This is a genomic window from Pseudomonas alloputida (assembly GCF_021283545.2).
Lineage (GTDB): Bacteria > Pseudomonadota > Gammaproteobacteria > Pseudomonadales > Pseudomonadaceae > Aquipseudomonas > Aquipseudomonas alloputida.
The window spans coordinates 5,140,862-5,158,997 of the sequence record NZ_CP128540.1; the positions used below are offsets into that span (position 1 = coordinate 5,140,862).

19 protein-coding genes are annotated in these 18,136 nt (G+C 63.2%); all 19 read left to right on the plus strand.

The genetic code is table 11. The annotated features are described in order from the left end of the window. Nucleotides 1-56 precede the first annotated feature (56 nt). The 19 genes from LU682_RS23855 (at nt 57) to LU682_RS23945 (ending at nt 18,084) form a co-directional block, all read left to right on the plus strand. Nucleotides 57-1,985, plus strand: a complete 1,929-nt coding sequence (locus tag LU682_RS23855) for a tyrosine-type recombinase/integrase (protein WP_003158602.1) — start codon at nt 57-59, stop codon at nt 1,983-1,985. Between the two features lie 551 nt (nt 1,986-2,536). After that, nucleotides 2,537-3,292 carry a hypothetical protein gene (locus tag LU682_RS23860; RefSeq protein WP_003158603.1) on the plus strand — a complete coding sequence of 252 codons (756 nt, stop codon included), beginning with the start codon at nt 2,537-2,539 and terminating at the stop codon, nt 3,290-3,292. 118 nt (nt 3,293-3,410) lie between these two features. Beyond that, nucleotides 3,411-3,623: an AlpA family transcriptional regulator gene (locus LU682_RS23865; RefSeq protein ID WP_003158604.1), complete on the plus strand. Its 213-nt coding sequence runs from the start codon at nt 3,411-3,413 to the stop codon at nt 3,621-3,623. 42 nt (nt 3,624-3,665) lie between these two features. Continuing rightward, nucleotides 3,666-4,541 (plus strand): ParA family protein, encoded by an 876-nt coding sequence (locus tag LU682_RS23870; RefSeq protein WP_003158605.1) that lies wholly within the window; start codon nt 3,666-3,668, stop codon nt 4,539-4,541. Then, the gene (locus LU682_RS23875) at nt 4,525-4,773 is read left to right on the plus strand and encodes a hypothetical protein (protein WP_003158606.1); all 249 of its coding nucleotides are present in this window, start codon (nt 4,525-4,527) and stop codon (nt 4,771-4,773) included. The genes LU682_RS23870 and LU682_RS23875 overlap by 17 nt, the downstream gene beginning before the upstream one ends. Further along, on the plus strand, nt 4,766-6,394 hold the full coding sequence (locus LU682_RS23880; protein WP_003158607.1) for a ParB family protein: 1,629 nt from the start codon (nt 4,766-4,768) through the stop codon (nt 6,392-6,394). Before LU682_RS23875 ends, LU682_RS23880 begins: the two co-directional genes overlap by 8 nt. A 15-nt stretch (nt 6,395-6,409) precedes the next feature. Further along, complete coding sequence (locus LU682_RS23885) at nt 6,410-6,970, plus strand: DUF2857 domain-containing protein (protein WP_003158608.1); 561 nt, start codon at nt 6,410-6,412, stop codon at nt 6,968-6,970. A gap of 3 nt (nt 6,971-6,973) precedes the next feature. Then, complete coding sequence (locus tag LU682_RS23890; protein WP_003158609.1) at nt 6,974-8,218, plus strand: STY4528 family pathogenicity island replication protein; 1,245 nt, start codon at nt 6,974-6,976, stop codon at nt 8,216-8,218. Nucleotides 8,219-8,535: 317 nt separating this feature from the next. Next, the gene (locus LU682_RS23895; protein WP_003158610.1) at nt 8,536-9,321 is read left to right on the plus strand and encodes a PFL_4669 family integrating conjugative element protein; all 786 of its coding nucleotides are present in this window, start codon (nt 8,536-8,538) and stop codon (nt 9,319-9,321) included. Then, nucleotides 9,318-9,845: a DUF3158 family protein gene (locus LU682_RS23900; protein WP_003158611.1), complete on the plus strand. Its 528-nt coding sequence runs from the start codon at nt 9,318-9,320 to the stop codon at nt 9,843-9,845. The genes LU682_RS23895 and LU682_RS23900 overlap by 4 nt, the downstream gene beginning before the upstream one ends. Nucleotides 9,846-9,918: 73 nt before the next feature. Then, the gene (locus tag LU682_RS23905) at nt 9,919-10,359 is read left to right on the plus strand and encodes a single-stranded DNA-binding protein (RefSeq protein WP_003158612.1); all 441 of its coding nucleotides are present in this window, start codon (nt 9,919-9,921) and stop codon (nt 10,357-10,359) included. Between the two features lie 269 nt (nt 10,360-10,628). Further along, nucleotides 10,629-12,653: a DNA topoisomerase III gene (locus LU682_RS23910; protein ID WP_003158613.1), complete on the plus strand. Its 2,025-nt coding sequence runs from the start codon at nt 10,629-10,631 to the stop codon at nt 12,651-12,653. A 524-nt stretch (nt 12,654-13,177) separates the two neighbouring features. Then, a complete protein-coding gene (locus LU682_RS23915) occupies nt 13,178-13,423 on the plus strand; it encodes a hypothetical protein (protein ID WP_003158614.1) in 246 nt (81 codons plus the stop codon). 328 nt (nt 13,424-13,751) lie between these two features. Continuing rightward, nucleotides 13,752-13,964, plus strand: a complete 213-nt coding sequence (locus LU682_RS23920; protein WP_003158617.1) for a hypothetical protein — start codon at nt 13,752-13,754, stop codon at nt 13,962-13,964. Nucleotides 13,965-13,985: 21 nt separating this feature from the next. Next, nucleotides 13,986-14,378, plus strand: coding sequence for a hypothetical protein (locus tag LU682_RS23925; protein WP_003158618.1), 393 nt, complete (start codon nt 13,986-13,988; stop codon nt 14,376-14,378). 212 nt (nt 14,379-14,590) lie between these two features. Next, complete coding sequence (locus tag LU682_RS23930; protein WP_003158619.1) at nt 14,591-15,328, plus strand: DUF5983 family protein; 738 nt, start codon at nt 14,591-14,593, stop codon at nt 15,326-15,328. A 94-nt stretch (nt 15,329-15,422) separates the two neighbouring features. Next, entirely contained in the window at nt 15,423-15,701 is a 279-nt protein-coding gene (locus LU682_RS23935) for a hypothetical protein (protein ID WP_003158620.1), read from the plus strand. Nucleotides 15,702-15,980: 279 nt separating this feature from the next. Next, entirely contained in the window at nt 15,981-16,793 is an 813-nt protein-coding gene (locus LU682_RS23940) for a hypothetical protein (RefSeq protein ID WP_003158621.1), read from the plus strand. A gap of 376 nt (nt 16,794-17,169) precedes the next feature. Continuing rightward, nucleotides 17,170-18,084: a DUF3577 domain-containing protein gene (locus LU682_RS23945; RefSeq protein ID WP_003158622.1), complete on the plus strand. Its 915-nt coding sequence runs from the start codon at nt 17,170-17,172 to the stop codon at nt 18,082-18,084. Nucleotides 18,085-18,136 lie beyond the last annotated feature (52 nt).

Here is an 18,136-nt window from a genome sequence, read left to right on the forward strand (position 1 = left end):
GAGCCGGGGTTCCGTCGGGAACATGGCATCCAACTCGTTTCGCAGGAGTTGGGCTCATGCTTTCAGACCTCCAGGTTCGACAGGCCAAGGTGACCGGCAAGGCGTATTCGCTTGTCGATTTCGACGGTCTCTACTTCCATATCTCAGCCACCGGCTTCAAGGCCTGGCACTTCCGCTTCACTTGGGGCGGCAAGCGCGAGCGCATGTCCTTCGGCGGCTATCCCGCGCTTTCCCTGAAAGATGCCCGTCATCTGCGCGACGAGGCCCGGGCCATGCTGGCCAAGGACATCAACCCGCATTCGGAACGCAAGCGCAAACGCCACGTGATTGTCCTGGCGGGCGAGCACACCTTCCAGGCCATCTACGACAAATGGCTGGCCCACCGCAGCCTCTCTCTGGAAAATGAGGGCCGCCAGAGCACGCCCAAACAGATCGGGCGCGTCTTCGCCAAGGATGTGTTTCCCGTATTGCGCCACCTGACCGTCTACGACGTCACTCGCGCCCACCTGCTGGACATCATCGGCAGAGTGGAAAAACGTGGCTCGCTGTCGGTCGCCGAGAAGCTGCGCACCTGGTTCAGCCAGCTATTCACCTACGCCTCGGTGGTGGTGCCCAACATGGGCGACAACCCGGCCAAGGATTTGGATGTGGTGGCGATGCCGCTGCCGCCGGTGGAGAACAACCCCTTTTTGCGCATGCCCGAACTGCCGGCCATGCTGCAGACGTTGCGCAAGTACAGCGGCCGCCTGAATACGCAACTGGGTCTACGTCTGCTGCTGCTCACGGGCGTGCGCACCGGTGAATTGCGCTACGCCACGCCCGATCAGTTCGATCTGGAGCGCGGTCTGTGGATCATCCCGGTTGTCAGGCTCAAGCAACGCAAGCAGCTCACCAAGAAGAAGCGCCAGCGTTTCGCCGACATCCCGCCGTACATCGTGCCACTGTCGTTGCAGGCACAAGAAGTCGTTCGTCATCTGCTGGGAAATCTGAAGCCAGCGCAGGTCTATCTCATCCCCGGTGATTGGTGCCTGAAAAAACCTCTCAGCGAGAACACGCTCAATGGCGCGCTCAAGCGCATGGGCTATGAAGATCAGCTCACTGGGCACGGCGTTCGCGCCACCGTATCGACCGCGCTCAATGAATTGGGCTATCCGCCCAAGTGGGTAGACGCCCAACTCTCGCATGCCGATCCGGATCGGATCAGCGCGACCTACAACCACGCCGAGTACGTCGAGCAGCGCCGCGTCATGATGCAAGACTGGGCCGACCGCCTGGACTTGTTCGAGCAGAATCAGCTCGAAGTTGCCAGCACGCACCTGACCATCACGCTGCAGGGTCTGCCCACGATTGCCGGACAGGCGGCAGCGCAGCCGCCCGCCCTGAATCCAAACGCCCCTCAGTTGATCGTTGCGCCTGCACCGGATGCGCCAGCGGTTCCAGCTTCCGTCTATCGACTTTCGGCGGTGCATCTGCCCGAGTACGCGCGACCCACGCTGTCAGAGGTGCAGCGCGAGCGCTTGCAATTGCTGGAGATGTTCGAGGCATCCCACAACCTGTCGGTGGCCGACTACGCCAAGCTGGTTGGCAAGTCCCGCCGCTGGATCACTTACGAGATTCAGGCTGGCAATCTCCTGTCGATCCATCTGGGTCACCGTGGACAGCGCGTCCCGGACTGGCAACTCGACCCCATCAAACGCAAGCTGATTCAGGCTGTCCTGAAGCTGGTGCCGCGCGGCATCGACACCTGGCACATCTATCACGCACTGCTGCGGCCATACGATGCCCTGGGCAAGTGTCCAGTCATCGAGGCAGTCGATCCGACCAACCTGCATCTTGCAGCTCGACTGGTCGCCGCACATGCCATAGAAACCGATGAGCTTGCAGAGCAATCGGAAGTATCTCCGGTGCTGGCCAGGCAGACTGTAGAGCGCCTGGTAAAAACGGCAATGTTGGTTGATACGCCCGAAGATCTGGTCGCCCGTTGAGCTGAGGCCGGACGGCAGCCCGTCCGGTCAAGGTCCAAGCAGGGAACCAATAGGTCGATCGTTGCATGACCACCCGCCAACTCGCGATTTCCAAGTATTGGCAGGCAGTGTTTAGCGTCGAATCTGCGCTTGGCAGTCACCATAGGCGACTTCTCTGTGATGCTATCTCGCTATATCAGTATCCTGATCGGATATGACGCCAGCGGATTTCCGCAGCCAATCCCAAGCCCCGATCAATAGATTCCGACCGCTCGCAGCTTTTTCAAACCGCTGCCGTATCAGACCATACCGATACGGTTTTGCGTGAACCGCCACTTCTCACGATCCTGATAGCGCAAGCGTCACTGTCGAGCCGCGACGGACGCTCGCTTTTCTTGTGCTCAATGGATTTTTGTACATCGAGCACACAACGCCTACTCGTTGCGCGAACTGATCAGAAGTAATCAAAAGCGGGCGTCATCACTCGCGTCTTGCGCGGACAACAGGCCGACCATGGGGACGGCTGCAAAAGCAGTCGGCCCTGTAGTTCTTCTCCTGGAAGGAGACGGAGCATGCACGAGAACAAAAATGATGCACCAACATCAAAGGTGTTCTACCGCCCGCTCGAAGCGTCCATCCGCTGGGCCGGACTGCTGCGATACGAGCAGGTGATTCTGGCTTCGGTCTCGTCGCCGATGAATCTGCCGCAGTCGCTGGACTGCCCACGTTTGGGCGAACTGCGGCTGTACACCGACCGCATCTATGACGGCATCCTCAACGGGGAACTGCCCTTCGGGCAGCACGGCATCACGACGCGCGACACCACGTTGATCGAATCGCCTGATCTGACGGTGCGCCATGTCGATCTGAAGTGCTGGATGCGCCAGCACTACCCCGAGCAGCGGCCCGGCTTTCTCTTCTCCCGCAGCGAGCGCATCACCCATCCCTTCATCTCTCTGGAAACAGGGCAAGCCATGCTGGTCGAACGCCAGGCTTTGAAATCCGTCCTGGAACAGACCAAACGTCAGCTTCGCGAGTTGCAGGACAAGCATGACGCGCTGCTCAAGCAGCCCACGGTGATTCCGGCATGCGCGCAGTGTCCGATCAGTGATCGAGCCGAGGCCACCTACCTGAACATCGTTGGCGGCCTGTTGGAGCTGATGCTCGGCCAGTCGCCATCGGGCACGCCGTACTCCAGCTTCAAGACGCAGGAGGCCGTGGTCAGCGCGCTGGTCGCCCATCACAGCGGCGCCATGGGCATCGCGGAGCGGACATTGAACGGTAAGTTTGCCACCGCCAGGCGCCGGCTGCGTAGCGCCTCCCGCTGAGATTTGCCAGCTTGTATGTGCAGTCGCGGAGATTGCATTTGCAATGTCTTTTCGCAGCCGTGTCTATTGAATAGAGGTCACGCCAACAAACGCCGCTGAGCGTTCAGGAGTGACTGCCATGTCGCAAACATCTGTACTGCAGCCAAACGAGCGCCGCATCCTGCGCTTGGAAGAAGTCGAAGCGAAATCAGGTTTCAAGCGCGCCCACATCTACAACCTGATGAAGAAACGCCAGTTCCCGCAGGCCCTGCGTCTGGGCGTGCGCGCCGTGGGCTGGGACTCCATCGAAATCGATCAGTGGATCGACGAGCGCGTCAACAACCGGGCCTGACCCGTTCTCCCGCGGACTTTTCATCTTGACACGGAGAACGCCATGCAGGTCGTATCCATCATTTCAACCAAAGGTGGGGTCGGCAAGACTACCACCGCTGCGAACCTCGGCGGTCTCGCTGCGGACGCCGGACTGCGCGTGCTGCTGCTCGACCTCGATGTGCAGCCCACCTTGTCCTCATACTATGAGCTGGCTCACCGCGCGCCGGGCGGTATCTATGAATTGCTGGCCTTCAACGAGCGCGACCTCGACCAGCTTGTGTCCCGCACGATCATCGCGGGCCTGGACTTGGTGCTCTCCAACGACCACCGAGGCGAACTGAACACTTTGCTGCTGCACGCGCCGGACGGGCGCTTGCGGCTGCGGCATCTGCTTCCGGCGCTCAATCCCCTCTACGACCTGGTGCTGATCGACACCCAGGGCGCGCGCTCGGTGCTGCTGGAGATGGCGGTGCTGGCCTCCGACCTCGCACTGTCACCCGTGACCCCGGAAATTCTCGCCGCCCGCGAGCTGCGGCGCGGCACCATGCAGTTGCTGGAGGACATTGCACCGTACCGGCAGCTGGGCATCGCGCCGCCGCCGCTGCATCTGCTCATCAACCGCGTCCATCCGGTGTCCGCCAACGCCCGCCTGATCCAGCAGGCGCTGCGCGATCTGTTCCAGGACCATGCTGACATCCGTGTGTTGGCTACCGACGTGCCGGCCATTGAGGCTTATCCGCGTGCTGCTACGCGCGGCCTGCCGGTGCATCGGGTCGAGTACCGCCAGCCAGTGGGCAGAGTCGCTCCCGCCGCGCTCGCCACCATGCGCGATCTTGCCGGCGAATTGCTCCCGCAGTGGCAGGATCGATTTGCCGCAGTGTCCGGCCGTCCGCCACAGCCTCTTGATACCAGGAGGCCCCATGGCCAACGCACATGAACTGGCCCGAGGTCACAGCCGGCTGCGCGCCCTGATCGAGTTCGCCGTGGGCGAAGGCTGGCACGTCAAGCGCACGGCGGGCGGTCACCTCAAGTTCACCAAGTCAGGCTGCGCCGCGATCTACACCAGTTCGACGGCCAGCGATCACCGGGCAGCCCTCAACGCCCGTGCGCAGATCCGTCGCGCCGAGCGCGAGACCCGATCCCAAGCGCAGGGGGGCGGCCATGACTGAGATCACTTCCCAGCAGATGGCCGGCAAACTGCTTGCGTCCGGGTTCGAGCGCAGCGGCCCGTCAGCAACGACCTTGAGCGACCCGATCGCCGACACGCCCATGGTCGTGACGCTCGACCAATTGCGCCCCTACGACCACGACCCGCGCAAGAAGCGCAATCCGGTGTACGAGGAAATCAAGGCATCCATCCGCGAGCGTGGTCTGGACGCGGCTCCGGCCATCACCCGGCGGCCCGGCGACGATCACTACATCATCCGTAATGGCGGCAACACGCGACTGGCAATCCTGCGCGAACTCTGGTCGGAGACCAAGGACGAACGATTTTTTCGGGTCTCATGCCTGTTCCGCCCGTGGCCCGAGCGTGGCGAGATCGTCGCGCTCACCGGGCATCTTGCGGAAAACGAACTGCGCGGTGGCCTCACCTTCATCGAGCGGGCTTTGGGCGTCGAGAAAGCGCGCGAATTCTACGAACTGGAAAGCGGCTCCACCCTGAGCCAGTCCGAGCTGGCCCGCCGCCTGGCCGCCGACGGATACCCCGTGCAGCAGTCGCACATCAGCCGGATGGCCGACGCAGTACGCTACCTGCTGCCCGCAATCCCGACCGTGCTCTACGCCGGCCTGGGGCGTCACCAGGTCGAGCGGTTGTCGGTCATGCGCAAGGCCTGCGAGCGCACCTGGGCGCATTACGCCAAAGGCCGCTCACTGGTTCAGGACTTCGACGAGTTCTTTCAGGAAGTGCTGTCGCAATTCGATGTCCAGGCCGACGAGTTCTCTGCGCAGCGCATACAGGACGAGCTGATCGGCCAGATGACCGAATTGCTGGGTGTTGATTACGACGTGCTCGCTCTGGACATGACCGAATCCGAGAGCCGCCAGCGCGCCTTGGTCAGCGAGCCGACGCCGCCCTCGACGCCGCCTGCCCTGCCAGAGCCAGAGGCCATTGCGCGCCCACCTGCCGATACTGCGCCACCTGCTGCGAGGCCGACGGCAACTCCCTCGACGGGCGAGAGCGACGCGGAAGCCAGTCATTCGGACGCGGTCAGCCCGGCGACAGATGGCGACCGGCTTCAGGAGCACATCGTCTCGCCGGCGCCGACAACGGAACGGCTTGAGTCCATCCAGCGCATGGTCGCCGACCAGTTGGGCGATGCACTGCCGCACGACTTCTCGGCGAATGTCTTGCAGTCCATCCCGGTGCAGGCTGGTGGGCTCTATCCGATCTCGGATGTCTGGTACATCGCCCCCGGCCTGGACACACCCGAGCACCTGCGCATCCACGTCGCGCAGTTTGCCCGCGAGATTGCGGGCGAGGCACACCTGGGCGAGTGCATCGATGACCGTCCAGAAGGCATCGGCTTCGCCTGCCGTGCCCATACCTCAAGCCTGGCGCCAAAGGGCCGTGCCGTCCATGCGCTGTTGGCTTGCCTGGCCGGTCAGCAGCCCGCCGACGTCGGTCTGGACAACGGGCAACTCGTCATCGACCTGCCGGCGCTGCTGCACGGCCAGGGCGACGTAACCCGACGATTGAGCGACACCGCGCTGGTCAAGCTGTTCCGCCTGCTGCGACTGGCCCGCCGCCTGCTCGATCTCGAAGCCGGCGCTGCGGACTCTGGAACCTAAGCGAGGGAGGCCAGCATGTCCACAGCACACCCGCTCAACCAGGCTGTCATCGCCCAGGCCCTCTATGACCTGCGCAATGGGCAACTGCGCCGCTGCAAACTGATGGGGTTTGGCGAGGCAGAGCTGGACGCCCTCAAGCATCCTGCGCTGATCAGCGTGCTGGCCAACGCCAACGTCTCCTGGTGCTCAGTGACGGTCAACCGCGAAGTGCTGCGGCGGCTGCTCCAGCAGGCGCAGGACGTGGAGAAGGAAATCGCCACGGTCGATCGCATGCTCAGGCTGGGCGCGAGCACGGAGATGGTCAGCAAGTTCTATGGCTTGACGCATCAGGAAGTAGCGCTTCGCCGTGAAATCCTCGGTCTGCCCAAGCGCAAGGGCCGGCACCCCGTGCTGGACGAGGAGCAGGACACGGAGCTGTGGCGGCAATGGAAGGCCGTGACCAACAGCAGAACCGTCGATCTCGAAGATGACACTTCCATCCTCGATGCCGCCATGGACTTGGCCGAAGGAATGTCGCTGCCTCTGTCGGTGGTCTGGGCCTCGATCAAGAGCTGGGTCGATCAGGGATTGGCGTGAGTCATGGCCGTGGACGACACCGCACCACGAGCCCTACGCCAAGGCCCCATCGCACTGGCAGAACTGTTCGATGCTGCGCTGAAAGACCTTGCGCCCAAGCCCGCCCCCAGCGCACCTGCGTCTACACCTGCACAGTCGCCCACGCCCACCTCCGGCGATGCTTTCCTGTTCAGTGGCAACCGGCACGAGACGGTGCCACGCAAGTTGTTCCTCGACCGCCGCCTGACGCCGCTGGAACGAAACGCCTGGCAAGTGTTCCGACTGATGCTCAACGACGATGGCGTGACCGCATTTCCCACCTACGAGCAGTTGCGCCCCTGGCTAGCGTCCATGCCCTGCGCAGGCCAGGCCTCGCATGAAACCGTGGCACGGGCGCTGACACTGATGCGCCTGACCCGCTGGCTGAGCCTGGTTCGGCGACGGCGCGACCCCAAGACCGGCCGCATCCTCGGCAATCTGTACGTGCTGCACGACGAACCCCTGACACCGTTCGAGGCCATGCAGCTCGACCCGGACTACCTGCAACTCGTCAGCCAGGCGCTCGGCCATTCTGCCAAGGCCGTGCAGATCGTGGGCCTGCACACGCTCAAGGAAATCGGCGAAGACCCATTACTGGCCGGACGCACCCTCCCGTCACGGTTGCAGGTGATGGCCGAACGTCTCGCCAACCAGAACCCCACGGCCTGCGAAAGTTATCCACAGGAAGACGCCATTCACGATTCCGAAGAAGGGGCTCCGAGCCTTCTTCGGAATCGTGAACGACCCGCTACGGATTCCGAAGCAGGGCTGAAACCCGCGCCAGACGTCTCTCTTCGGAATCCGAAGCAGGCCCGTACAGTACGTAGTAGTTGTATTAATGAAATACGTACTACTGCGCAGGCGCGCGCGCTGGGCGATCTGCAATGGCCCAAGCGCTTTGCACAACTGAAGGCGGAACAGCAGGCGGGTGCCAAGGTGGCATTGCAGCAAGTTGATCCCTCGCTGAGGCAGGACGTGCTGGACGAATGGGCCGCGCGTTGTAGCAACCCCGGCATCCGCAATCCCGCAGGGTATCTGTTCGGCATCATCCAGCGGGCCATCCACGGTGAGTTCAATGCCTGGGCAAAGAAAGACCCGCCACCGGCACCCACTCAACCAAACGAACGGCCACCACCCGCACCGCCGACCCAAACGCAGGGTAAGCCGGTGCCACCAGAAGTCGCCAGGCAGCACATCGAGCGGCTGCGAAATCTGCTCGCCAGCAAGTGAGCAGGCCGGCAAGGCGGTGAAGTGGACGCCCATGGATGCCAGTAGAGCTATCCCCTGGGGATAGTTCCACCGTTGGGGCGGATGCCGTGCAGTCGCAGGCCTCGCCTCGAACATCTGCCGCAGCATCGGCCTTGTCCGTCCTGATCCTGACGTGCAGCGTTCGCTGGCGCTCCTTGGAGCTATCCCCTGGGGATAGCTCGCGCCGCAGGCGGCCACCACGCGCTGAACCGGGGTCTGGCAGGTTTCGGTTTGTTGACTGACGGCCTTCCGCTTCCTGCCGAAGCTGACCGCTCCTTTCCCCACAACGAGCGGACACCATGGCAACCAATGAATCTCTGCAACTGAATCTCGGCTCCCTGCGCAGCGCGATGTCGCTGACGCTTCACACCCACCACGCTTCGCGCATCTGGCATGGCCGTGCCGCCGCCGAGGGGCGACCGGGCATCGTCGGCCTGAACGGCTACATCGCCCAAATGAACAAGATGCGGCGCGGTTCGGAGCAGGACGACCCGTACTCGGATTGGTGGATGCTGCGCATCGAGGTCAAGCTCGACCAGACCAAGACCACGCTGCAAGCGCTGCGCGAGCAGGTGGATCAGGCGCTGGCAAGCGTACCGCCGGCACTCAGCCTGGGCGAGAACCTCAACGTGCAACCCGTCAAGTTGCCGCTGTTCGTCAATGCGCAGCTCGGCTTTGCCGCCGTCTATCTGCTGGCCGACTACGACGACATCGCCCGCAAACTGATCCTCGCCCATCACACGGCGCTCATCGACCGCAGCACCTTGGAGCGCTGGCTCAACGAGGGCGCCCATGCACTGCGCAGCCTGTTCTCGCTGGCCCAGCAATACCGCTATTCGGGCTGTACGCGCGACGACTTCGTGTCAAAGAACGCCGCAGCACGGGCGGCGCTGGAGAAATTCGGCGAACTGCCGCAGGACGTGCTGGAAGGCACGCACCGCTCGAAGTTCGCGCCGCCCATCGTGCGCCGTGGCCTGCAACAGCGTGTCGAGAGTCCTGCTGCAGCGCCTGCCCCCAACGACGAGGCCGCCACCGGCGCGGTGCCCGAGGTCGGCGTCGGCGAGATCAAGGGCGAGCAGGCATGAGCGATCCGAACCGCGAACCCCGCTACTTCCAGGGCCTGCAACAGGCTGCCTTCGTGAAGCTGGAACACGCGGCCTCTCTAAAAGGCCTTTTAAAGCCTTTTAAGGGTAAGGGGGATCTTGAGGCCTGGGCCAGCCAGTGCTTCGCCATGCGCGACGAGTTGATTGGCTTGGCTCAGCGGCAGGTGCTGCAACAGGCAGTCGGGCATCCCTTCCACCTGCTGCCCGTGGAGTTGGCCCAACAAACCACTGGCGCAGGAACGGCGTTTTTGCGCTGGCGCAAGCACGACCGCTCAGCCATGGGCGTAGCCCTGTGGCAGGAATTGATGGCGAGCACCGGCACGCCGGTCAACTTACTGGCCGAGCTGCACGCGATCGAGCTTCAGCGCATCACGCTGAACATGCAGATCAGCCTGTTGCACACCCTGGGCAGGCAGGCCCAGGAATGCGCCAGCAAGGCGGCTGTGGCGGAAGACGCCTACCTGCGCCGGCTCAAGTCCATCCCACCTGGAATGCGTGATCGGTGATGGCACCGGACACCCCAGCACACACCCGACGCCGACGCGGCACGGGTATTTCAACCACCATGGAGATTGCAACATGAGCACGCACTTTTGGGGCGAAGGCAACATTGGCTCCCCGCCCGAATACCGGGAGTTCCCCAACGGCAACGACGAGCCGCGGCGCTTGCTGCGGCTGAACGTGTATTTCGACAACCCCGTTCCCACCAAAGGCGGCGACTTCGAGGATCGCGGCGGCTTCTGGGCGCCCGTGGAAATCTGGCACCGCGACGCCGCGCACTGGAAAAGCCTCTACCAGAAAGGCATGCGCATCCTGGTCGTCGGCCGCATGGAGCGCGAGCCCTGGACGGACAACGAAGATCAGCCGCGCGAAACCTGGCAGATCAACGCGCGCAGCGTCGGCATCCTGCCGTTTCGCATCGAGTCCGTGACCCTCAGCCCGAAGCCGCAGGATGCGGAGGCAAAGCCCCAGGCCGCCCAGGAACCGGCTGCGCCAAAAGAGCCGCGGCGTAGGAAGTGACCCGGCATGGGTCGGCCACTGTTCGCCGCTCCATGCACCCGCGAGCTATCCCCAGGGGATAGCTCCATCTACGTCCACCGGATTCCACGTGCTCCCGAAAATCGCGGCTCCCGGCCCGCACACCCCGGCTGCATACCATCTCCGCCCCAGCCATTCCATCCCGTGAAAGTGGTCGCCACCGCTTGCGACTTGTTTGCTGTTGCCCCTGGTGGGGACCGGCATCCTCGATTCCAGCAACTCAATGAACCACGGAAATCGGATGGACGGATATGCGGCTGTTCTTGTGCGAGAAGCCCTCCCAGGGCAAGGATATTGGTCGGATTCTCGGCGCGACACAGCGCGGTGAAGGCTGCCTCAACGGCTCCGGCGTCACGATTACCTGGTGCATCGGCCATCTCGTAGAAGCGGCAGCACCCGAGGTCTATGACGCGGCGCTCAAGCGCTGGTCGCTGGAGCAGTTGCCCATCATTCCCCAGCAGTGGCGGGTCGAGGTCAAACCCAAGACCGCCACGCAATTCAAGGTCGTCAAGGCGCTTCTGGCGAAGGCGACCCATCTCGTCATCGCCACCGATGCCGACCGCGAGGGCGAGCTGATCGCCCGCGAGATCATCGACCTGTGCGGCTACCGTGGCCCCATCGAGCGCTTGTGGCTGTCGGCGCTCAACGATGCGTCGATCCGCACTGCGCTCGGCAAGCTGCGACCATCATCCGATACGCTGCCGATGTACTACTCGGCGCTGGCGCGTTCGCGGGCAGACTGGCTCGTCGGCATGAACCTCAGCCGTCTGTTCACGCTGCTCGGGCGGCAGGCGGGCTACGACGGCGTGCTGTCGGTCGGACGTGTCCAGACCCCGACCCTGAAGCTGGTCGTTGATCGCGACCGCGAAATCGCGGCTTTCAAGTCGGCGCCGTTCTGGGCCATCGACGTGTCTTTGTCCACAGAGGGTCAGGCTTTCTCCGCGCAGTGGGTTGCGCCCGACGGCTGCACCGACGACGCCGGTCGTTGCCTGCAACAGCCGGTCGCCCAGCAGGCGGCGCAGCAGATTCGCGCTGCGGGCAGCGCCCAGGTGGTGTCGGTCGAGACCGAGCGCGTGCGCGAAGGCCCGCCCCTGCTGTTCGACCTGGGGACGCTTCAGGAGGTCTGTTCCAGGCAGCTCGGGCTGGACGTACAGGAGACATTGCAGATAGCCCAGGCCCTGTACGAGACGCACAAGGCCACAACCTACCCGCGCTCGGACTCCGGCTACCTGCCCGAAAGCATGTTCGCCGAGGTGCCCACCGTCCTGGACAGCCTGCTCAAGACCGACCCGTCGCTGCGCCCGATCATGGGTCAGCTCGACCGCACCCAGCGTTCGCGTGCATGGAACGACGGCAAGGTCACAGCGCACCACGGCATCATCCCGACGCTCGAACCGGCGAATCTTTCCGTCATGAGCGAGAAGGAACGGGCCGTGTACCGGCTAATCCGGGCGCATTACCTGGCCCAGTTCCTCCCTCACCACGAGTTCGACCGCACCGTGGCCGAGCTTTCCTGCGGCCAGCAGAAGCTGGTGGCTACGGGCAAGCAGGTCGTCGTCAAGGGCTGGCGCCTGGTGCTGGACGAGCCCGAACGTGAAGGCAGCGCTGATGAGGACGCCGACGCCTCTGCACGCAGCCAGGTGCTACCCGCGTTGCGCGAAGCGATGGCATGTCAGATCGCTGGGGCCGACATCAAGGCACTCAAAACGATGCCACCCAAGCCCTATACGCAGGGCGAACTGGTCAAGGCGATGAAGGGTGTTGCGCGTTTCGTGACCGACCCGCGCCTGAAGCAGAAGCTGAAGGACACGACGGGCATCGGCACCGAGGCGACGCGGGCCAACATCATCAGCGGGTTGATCACTCGCGGCTACATCGTGAAAAAGGGACGCTCCATCCGTGCATCGGATGCGGCGTTCACGCTGATCGATGCCGTGCCTGCGGCGATTGCTGACCCCGGCACCACCGCCGTGTGGGAACAGGCACTCGACATGATCGAGGCTGGTCAGCTCACGCTGGACGTGTTCATTGGCAAGCAGGCCGCCTGGATTTCGCAGTTGATCGCGCAGTACGGCAGCATGTCCCTGTCCATCAAGCTTGCCCATGGACCAGCATGCCCGCAGTGCGGCGCATCGACGCGCCAACGCACCGGCAAGAGCGGTCCATTCTGGTCGTGCAGTCGCTACCCCGACTGCAAAGGCACGCTGCCGGTCGAATCTGGTCCGCCCAAGCGTGGCGCTTCGCGCTCGCGTAGCAGCGGCCGCAAAGGCGCCTAACCGACTCCGTTTCCCGTGGGCCGCACCCTGTTTCAAAGGCGTGGCCCGTGTCCCGCACGCCCCTGCGGGTCGCCCAGCGCGCAACGCCTTCTTGTCCGTGTGCGCGTCCCGTCGAGCCGTCCCCGGCTGCGGGACCTGAAGGTAGTTTTTCCGCGAACCGCCTCCCGCGTGTTCTGCTGGTCTGTGTTTCTCCCGCCCACTGCGAAGTGGTCCCCCGATGGCTTGCCTGGCAGCGCGAGCCACCCGGAGACCCTTTGTGGTCAGCGGTATTCAGTGCCGGTGCCCACCGGCGCAAAAACGGGCTCCCTTTGTGCGCGGATGTGCGCCAGACGATGCCGGCCCCAGCCACGACATGGGCCGGGTGTGATTGCTGATGAGCAGACGGTTCGAGCGACGACCGGGCCTGCAACAGCCCACGGGTGGTTATTTCCTCCCGAGCCGAAGGTCAGCGAGCCTTCGGCTCCTTTGTCTCGTCGATCAACGTTCCGATCCAAGGGCCGGCCACAGCAACAGGAAACCGACGCATGCAACAACCGGAGAAAGTACGAGCCGCGTTCGAGCGCGACCTTGGCAACAAGGTGCTGTTCATCAAGGACGGCAAGCTGCTGTTTATCGATGGCATCAACCTCAAGGCCATCGCCGACCGTAAGGCGTATTTCGCTTCGCTGCGTGCGCGGCAAACGCAACCCATTGTGGTCCTGGCCGAACTGGGACAGGACGAGGCATTCGCCCTGTGGAAGCAGTATGTCCTGGGCGACAAGACCGAGTGAGCCAACGCACCCACGCCCCCCCTGACAGCCCGCACTCGATGCGGGTTTTCTGTCTCCGCGCCATCAATCCGGGCTGGGCCGATTGCCGTTTTCCAACTGACGCAGCGAGGCTCCCGGACGAAGCTGCCCGCATGTTCGCTGATTCGTCAGCACATGCCAGCAGCCATGGGTTCCAGGCTGCCGTGGGTTCTTCCCGCGTAACCCGCCAGTCCGTATCGCATCAAGTCTGCGGACGCGCGTCCCCGTGACGCCGATGCTTTTTATCCACCACGTGCGGGAGCTGCCATCCCGTGAGGGACAAGGCCTCGCTTTTCCAAGGAGCCTACCCATGTCCCACAAAGCCTCTTTCGGCCAGTTGGCCTTGACCTATTGCGGCAAGTTCCTGCCGCTCGAAGTCCTGCAAAGCGCCGCCGGCCACTACATCGGCACGCGCGATACCGAAGGTCCCGTTTCGCGGGAATCGCACGAGTACTTCCGCAGCCATGCGGCGGCTCAACGTGCCCTCGAAAGAGGCGGCTGGTCCCAGCTCGCCATTCCCTGATCCAACTGGAGGAATCACGCCATGAATCAACTGCTGCCGCAGGAAGTCGTCGATCAGATCATGCGGGAAGAGCAGCATTTCGCTGCCGCGCCCCAAGCCTTCTTCGAGGCATGGAAGCGTGGTGCCGAGATCGCTGGCCCCGAATGGTTCGGCGACGGCACCCGTGAAGGTCTGAACCAGGCCAAGAGCAAGTGGGATCTGCGTCCCAACATGCTGCTGCTCAATGATGCCCTCGGCGTCCTGAGCAGCGGCGAACGCATGTTCCTGTCCGCCATGGTCAGCTTCTACAACGCGCGCGAGGGCGGTGCCATGCTCAAGCGCTGCCACTTCGACGGGCTGTCGGACTTCGACGGCCTCGATCTGCAACGCCGCAAGGTCATCGCCGACTTGATGGTGAACTACAGCGGCTGGTGAGCCCGTTTCGGGCACACCCCCGTCTTTTCGTTCCCCACGAGGGACATGCGTCCACACGGCCATGTCCCTCGATTTCCTTTCCGTAGCCCAGCGTAAAGCGGCTGAATCAAAGCCAACGATCAGCGCCGACTGACGCATTTTCCCTTTTCAACCCACTGGGTCCAATTCCCGGTGGCGGGAATTGGCTCCATTATTCAATCTGGAGCGTTCCCATGTCTCAGAATCCCAATCCCTTTGTTCGCGGCTACTGGAACTTGAAAATCGTCCGCACGCTGTCCATCAGCTACGAGGACGGAAGCCCGCATGTCTGGCGAAATATCCACCCGAGCCAGCAACATCTTTCCGACCAGGAACTGATTTCATCTTCCTGCATCGTCACCAGCGATTTCGCGGTGGTCACGAACGGCTCTGAACCTATAAGCGCCGAGGTGCTGGCCGAATGCGATGCCGATGAGGGCGTTAACGGCGAAGGCGTGATCGGTGCCGTGGTCTATGCCATTCATGGCGAGGACTTCGACGATCGCCTGATCCACGTCGGTGACAGCTATTCGGTCGAGGCCGCGCGGGAAATCGTGCAGCGCCTGAGTTTCGAGACCGGCTACTACAGCCGCTGCTGGGAAATCAGCAGCGCGCACATCAGCCAGGAAACCGGCCAGTACCTCGCCAATCTGGCGGACCTCGCCACGCCGGAGGCCTTTTTGTTCATCGCCTTTCGGGTTCCGTACAGCCCGGCGATCGGCGTCAAGCTGATCTCAACGCCCTGGACGGACCAGAACCTGGAGCACGCCGATGGCATCACCGCCGAGCAGCTTCGGCAGGAGCACCGCAGCAAGGGCATGCCAGACGACCTGGCGAACATCCTGGAACTGGCTGGCCAGGCCGATGTGCGCATCCTCATCCTCGACGCCGACGCGCCCGTGTTGCCGGGCTTGCCGCTGGCCGAGTCCTAGCAAACACACCACGAGCCCACCTTCCTCTTTGCCCTCCATGCCAGCCCGTCTCCTTTCTAGGAGCCGGGCTGGTCCAATTTCATAGGAGCACTTTATGTTCCCCGACCTCATCTCGCCCGCACGCGACTTCGAGCATCAGCTTGGAGCCTGCGTCAACGCCATGGGCCAGGACGACGCCATCGGCCAGATCCTGGTATTCGAGCGCTTGAGTGGCACGCTGCACATGCGCCATATCGCCAGCGCCGATCTGGCCGACACCGACATTGACGACTACGAAATGGTCGTTTTCGACGGTGGCAACACCGGCGGCGACACGTGGAAGCACGTGTTCTTTCCACGTCAGCGCGAACACTACTTCGTGTACCAAGCCTGACCACCCAGCCCCTTTCGAGGGGCCTTTTCTTGTCCCGGCGCAGGAAAGCGGGTGCGGCGCGGTGCGGTTTGCTGAGCGCAGGCCGCTCACTCAAGGGCCATCCTTACCCCATGTTCGTCGGCGTTGCCGACACATGCCCAGGCAGCCAAGACCTTCAAGGCTGCAAGCGCGGGAAACCGTGCTGGTTGTTTCTTCCTACGGACGCATCGCGCCCATTCACCCACAAGGGACCTCTCCCTTGCGGGCGGGAATCCCTTGTTCTTCCTCAAGGAGATTCACATGGATCGCTCTCTCATCAAGACCCTGATGCCTTCGCTGGTCGCAGGCCATGTGCCGCGCAACGTGCGATCGTTCAAGTACCGCGTGTTCGATGATCAACCACAGTCCTCGACACTGGGCTTCGTCATTGATCCCCAGCCCTTCGACGGCAAGGTGGTAGCAGCCAGCAAAGACGCCATCGTCGTCAAGCTCAAGCCCAGCGAGTTCGCGGTACTCGATCCCAACCTGGTGACCACCGTTCCCAGCGAGGGCACCAAGGTGCATGTCCAACCCTATGCCCGTCGCCGTTTCGACGGCCTGCGTGCGGACACGCCAGAAGAGCGCACCGAGATGATGTCCGACGGCACTCCCTACACCGTCAAGACACACATCCTCGGCTCCGCGCCGGCCAAGCTGCCCATTCCCGAGCCGCAGTGCATGGAACTGGGTCAGCTCATCGAGCAGTTGGAGGAAATGCCGGCGCCCGACAGGTTCCGGCGCATCACCCACATGCTGGTCGATGCGGGCGCCCACGACTTCACCTGGGTCGATCCGAAGCCGTCCAGGATCATCGAAACGCCCCCGGCGATCAGTTTCACGGTTTCGACCGCGAAGTTCGCCGGCCAGGTGACGATCCTCTACCAGCGCGGCAGCGATACCTATGCGGTGGAGCTGCGCCGCGACGGCGAGTTGGTCGATCGGCACGACGAGGTGTACTTCGACATGCTCGGCGAAGTGCTGGAGCGGCTCATCGACGACGGACGCTGGCGTCTGATCGATGTGAGCGTGATCGGCGCGGAGACGTCCCGACGGCGCCGCGCTGTACCTGCGTGACACCACGAAAAAAACCAGGCGACATGCCCCCACAGGCTCTCCCTCCATTCGGAAGGAGGGCCTTTTTTCTGCCTGGGAGATTCATCAAAGGGAATCGCCCGGATGCCGATTGATGGCTGCCTCGCGCGCGAGGCGAGGCCATGCTGAGCCCATGCCTGCTGACGTTGTCAGCGACATGCCAGGCAACCATCGGTCTTCGAGGTTGCGGCGCAGCTCCCACTGCGTGACCGAGCCAGCTCGCACCGCATCCATCCGCGAGCGGCCACCAGTCTCTGGTGGTGGATGCTTTCGCCTTATCAACCCATCGCGGGGTTACGCACCTTTCCCCGCAGCGTGGGACTGGCGTGTCTCCGCTTCATCCCTATGGAGATTCACCATGAGCACCACGTCCAACGAGAAATCGTATTTCGACCTCCACACCTCGGGCATCGGTTACATCCAGCGTGTCCGTGAAGTGCCTGTTCGGGGCGGCCGCCGTGCGCAGCCTTTTCTGGCATGCACCATCGCCGCGCTGGTCGGTTCCGCAAAGGACCCCAGCTATCGCTATTTCGATGTCAAGGTCTCGGGTGCCGAGGCCAAGAAGCTGGTCGAGCGCTGCATCGGCGTTGACGATCCCAAGCAGCGCCCGCTGGTGCGCTTTCGCCTCGGCGACCTGTGGGGCGATGCGTACATCCGCGACAAGGGCGAGCAGAAAGGCCAAGCCGCCGCGTCCCTCAAGGCGCGACTGCTCAAGGCCGAGCCACTTGACCGAGCCGAACTGGCTTCGATCAGGCATCACGAGCTGATCACCCGCGGCATCGGCTACCTCAGCCGTCCGAAGGACGTCACGCCCAAAGATGGCGACCCGTTCCTCTCTTGCACCGTCGCCGCGCTGGCCGGGCCTGTCGATGAACCGGAGTATCGGTACTTCGACACCATCGTTACCACCCCTGAAGCCGAGCATCTGGTTCGCCGGTGCGTGCAGGCCATCGAAGGGGACTGCAAGGTGCTGATCGCCTTCCGTCTCAACGACATGAAGATCGATCCGTACATCCGCACCAAGGGTGAACGCGCTGGGGAACCGGCCGCAAGCCTGGAATCGACGCTGATCCACATCGGCCTGATCAAGATCGACGGCACCAAGGTCTATCCGACGAGCCCCGCGCAAGCCGAGACGCCGCCAGCCCAGGACGCATCCGCGTCCGAAGCCGAGGACGCCGGCCCCGCTGCCGATCAGCCTGCCGAGCCCGCCGAGCGCGAGCCCGAAGGTGAAGTCGAGAAGCAGGAGCCGGCATTGGCTGATTCGTTCTGATCGGCAAGGCCCTCGCGGGCCTTGTCGTTTTCCCAATCGCTAAGGAGAACCA

What these genes read in the sequence shown, in the direction of transcription:
- LU682_RS23855 (WP_003158602.1), top strand. Translation starts at nt 57, where the DNA reads ATGCTTTCAGACCTCCAGGTTCGACAGGCCAAGGTGACCGGCAAGGCG.
- LU682_RS23860 (WP_003158603.1), top strand. Translation starts at nt 2,537, where the DNA reads ATGCACGAGAACAAAAATGATGCACCAACATCAAAGGTGTTCTACCGC.
- LU682_RS23865 (WP_003158604.1), top strand. Translation starts at nt 3,411, where the DNA reads ATGTCGCAAACATCTGTACTGCAGCCAAACGAGCGCCGCATCCTGCGC.
- LU682_RS23870 (WP_003158605.1), top strand. Translation starts at nt 3,666, where the DNA reads ATGCAGGTCGTATCCATCATTTCAACCAAAGGTGGGGTCGGCAAGACT.
- LU682_RS23875 (WP_003158606.1), top strand. Translation starts at nt 4,525, where the DNA reads ATGGCCAACGCACATGAACTGGCCCGAGGTCACAGCCGGCTGCGCGCC.
- LU682_RS23880 (WP_003158607.1), top strand. Translation starts at nt 4,766, where the DNA reads ATGACTGAGATCACTTCCCAGCAGATGGCCGGCAAACTGCTTGCGTCC.
- LU682_RS23885 (WP_003158608.1), top strand. Translation starts at nt 6,410, where the DNA reads ATGTCCACAGCACACCCGCTCAACCAGGCTGTCATCGCCCAGGCCCTC.
- LU682_RS23890 (WP_003158609.1), top strand. Translation starts at nt 6,974, where the DNA reads ATGGCCGTGGACGACACCGCACCACGAGCCCTACGCCAAGGCCCCATC.
- LU682_RS23895 (WP_003158610.1), top strand. Translation starts at nt 8,536, where the DNA reads ATGGCAACCAATGAATCTCTGCAACTGAATCTCGGCTCCCTGCGCAGC.
- LU682_RS23900 (WP_003158611.1), top strand. Translation starts at nt 9,318, where the DNA reads ATGAGCGATCCGAACCGCGAACCCCGCTACTTCCAGGGCCTGCAACAG.
- LU682_RS23905 (WP_003158612.1), top strand. Translation starts at nt 9,919, where the DNA reads ATGAGCACGCACTTTTGGGGCGAAGGCAACATTGGCTCCCCGCCCGAA.
- LU682_RS23910 (WP_003158613.1), top strand. Translation starts at nt 10,629, where the DNA reads ATGCGGCTGTTCTTGTGCGAGAAGCCCTCCCAGGGCAAGGATATTGGT.
- LU682_RS23915 (WP_003158614.1), top strand. Translation starts at nt 13,178, where the DNA reads ATGCAACAACCGGAGAAAGTACGAGCCGCGTTCGAGCGCGACCTTGGC.
- LU682_RS23920 (WP_003158617.1), top strand. Translation starts at nt 13,752, where the DNA reads ATGTCCCACAAAGCCTCTTTCGGCCAGTTGGCCTTGACCTATTGCGGC.
- LU682_RS23925 (WP_003158618.1), top strand. Translation starts at nt 13,986, where the DNA reads ATGAATCAACTGCTGCCGCAGGAAGTCGTCGATCAGATCATGCGGGAA.
- LU682_RS23930 (WP_003158619.1), top strand. Translation starts at nt 14,591, where the DNA reads ATGTCTCAGAATCCCAATCCCTTTGTTCGCGGCTACTGGAACTTGAAA.
- LU682_RS23935 (WP_003158620.1), top strand. Translation starts at nt 15,423, where the DNA reads ATGTTCCCCGACCTCATCTCGCCCGCACGCGACTTCGAGCATCAGCTT.
- LU682_RS23940 (WP_003158621.1), top strand. Translation starts at nt 15,981, where the DNA reads ATGGATCGCTCTCTCATCAAGACCCTGATGCCTTCGCTGGTCGCAGGC.
- LU682_RS23945 (WP_003158622.1), top strand. Translation starts at nt 17,170, where the DNA reads ATGAGCACCACGTCCAACGAGAAATCGTATTTCGACCTCCACACCTCG.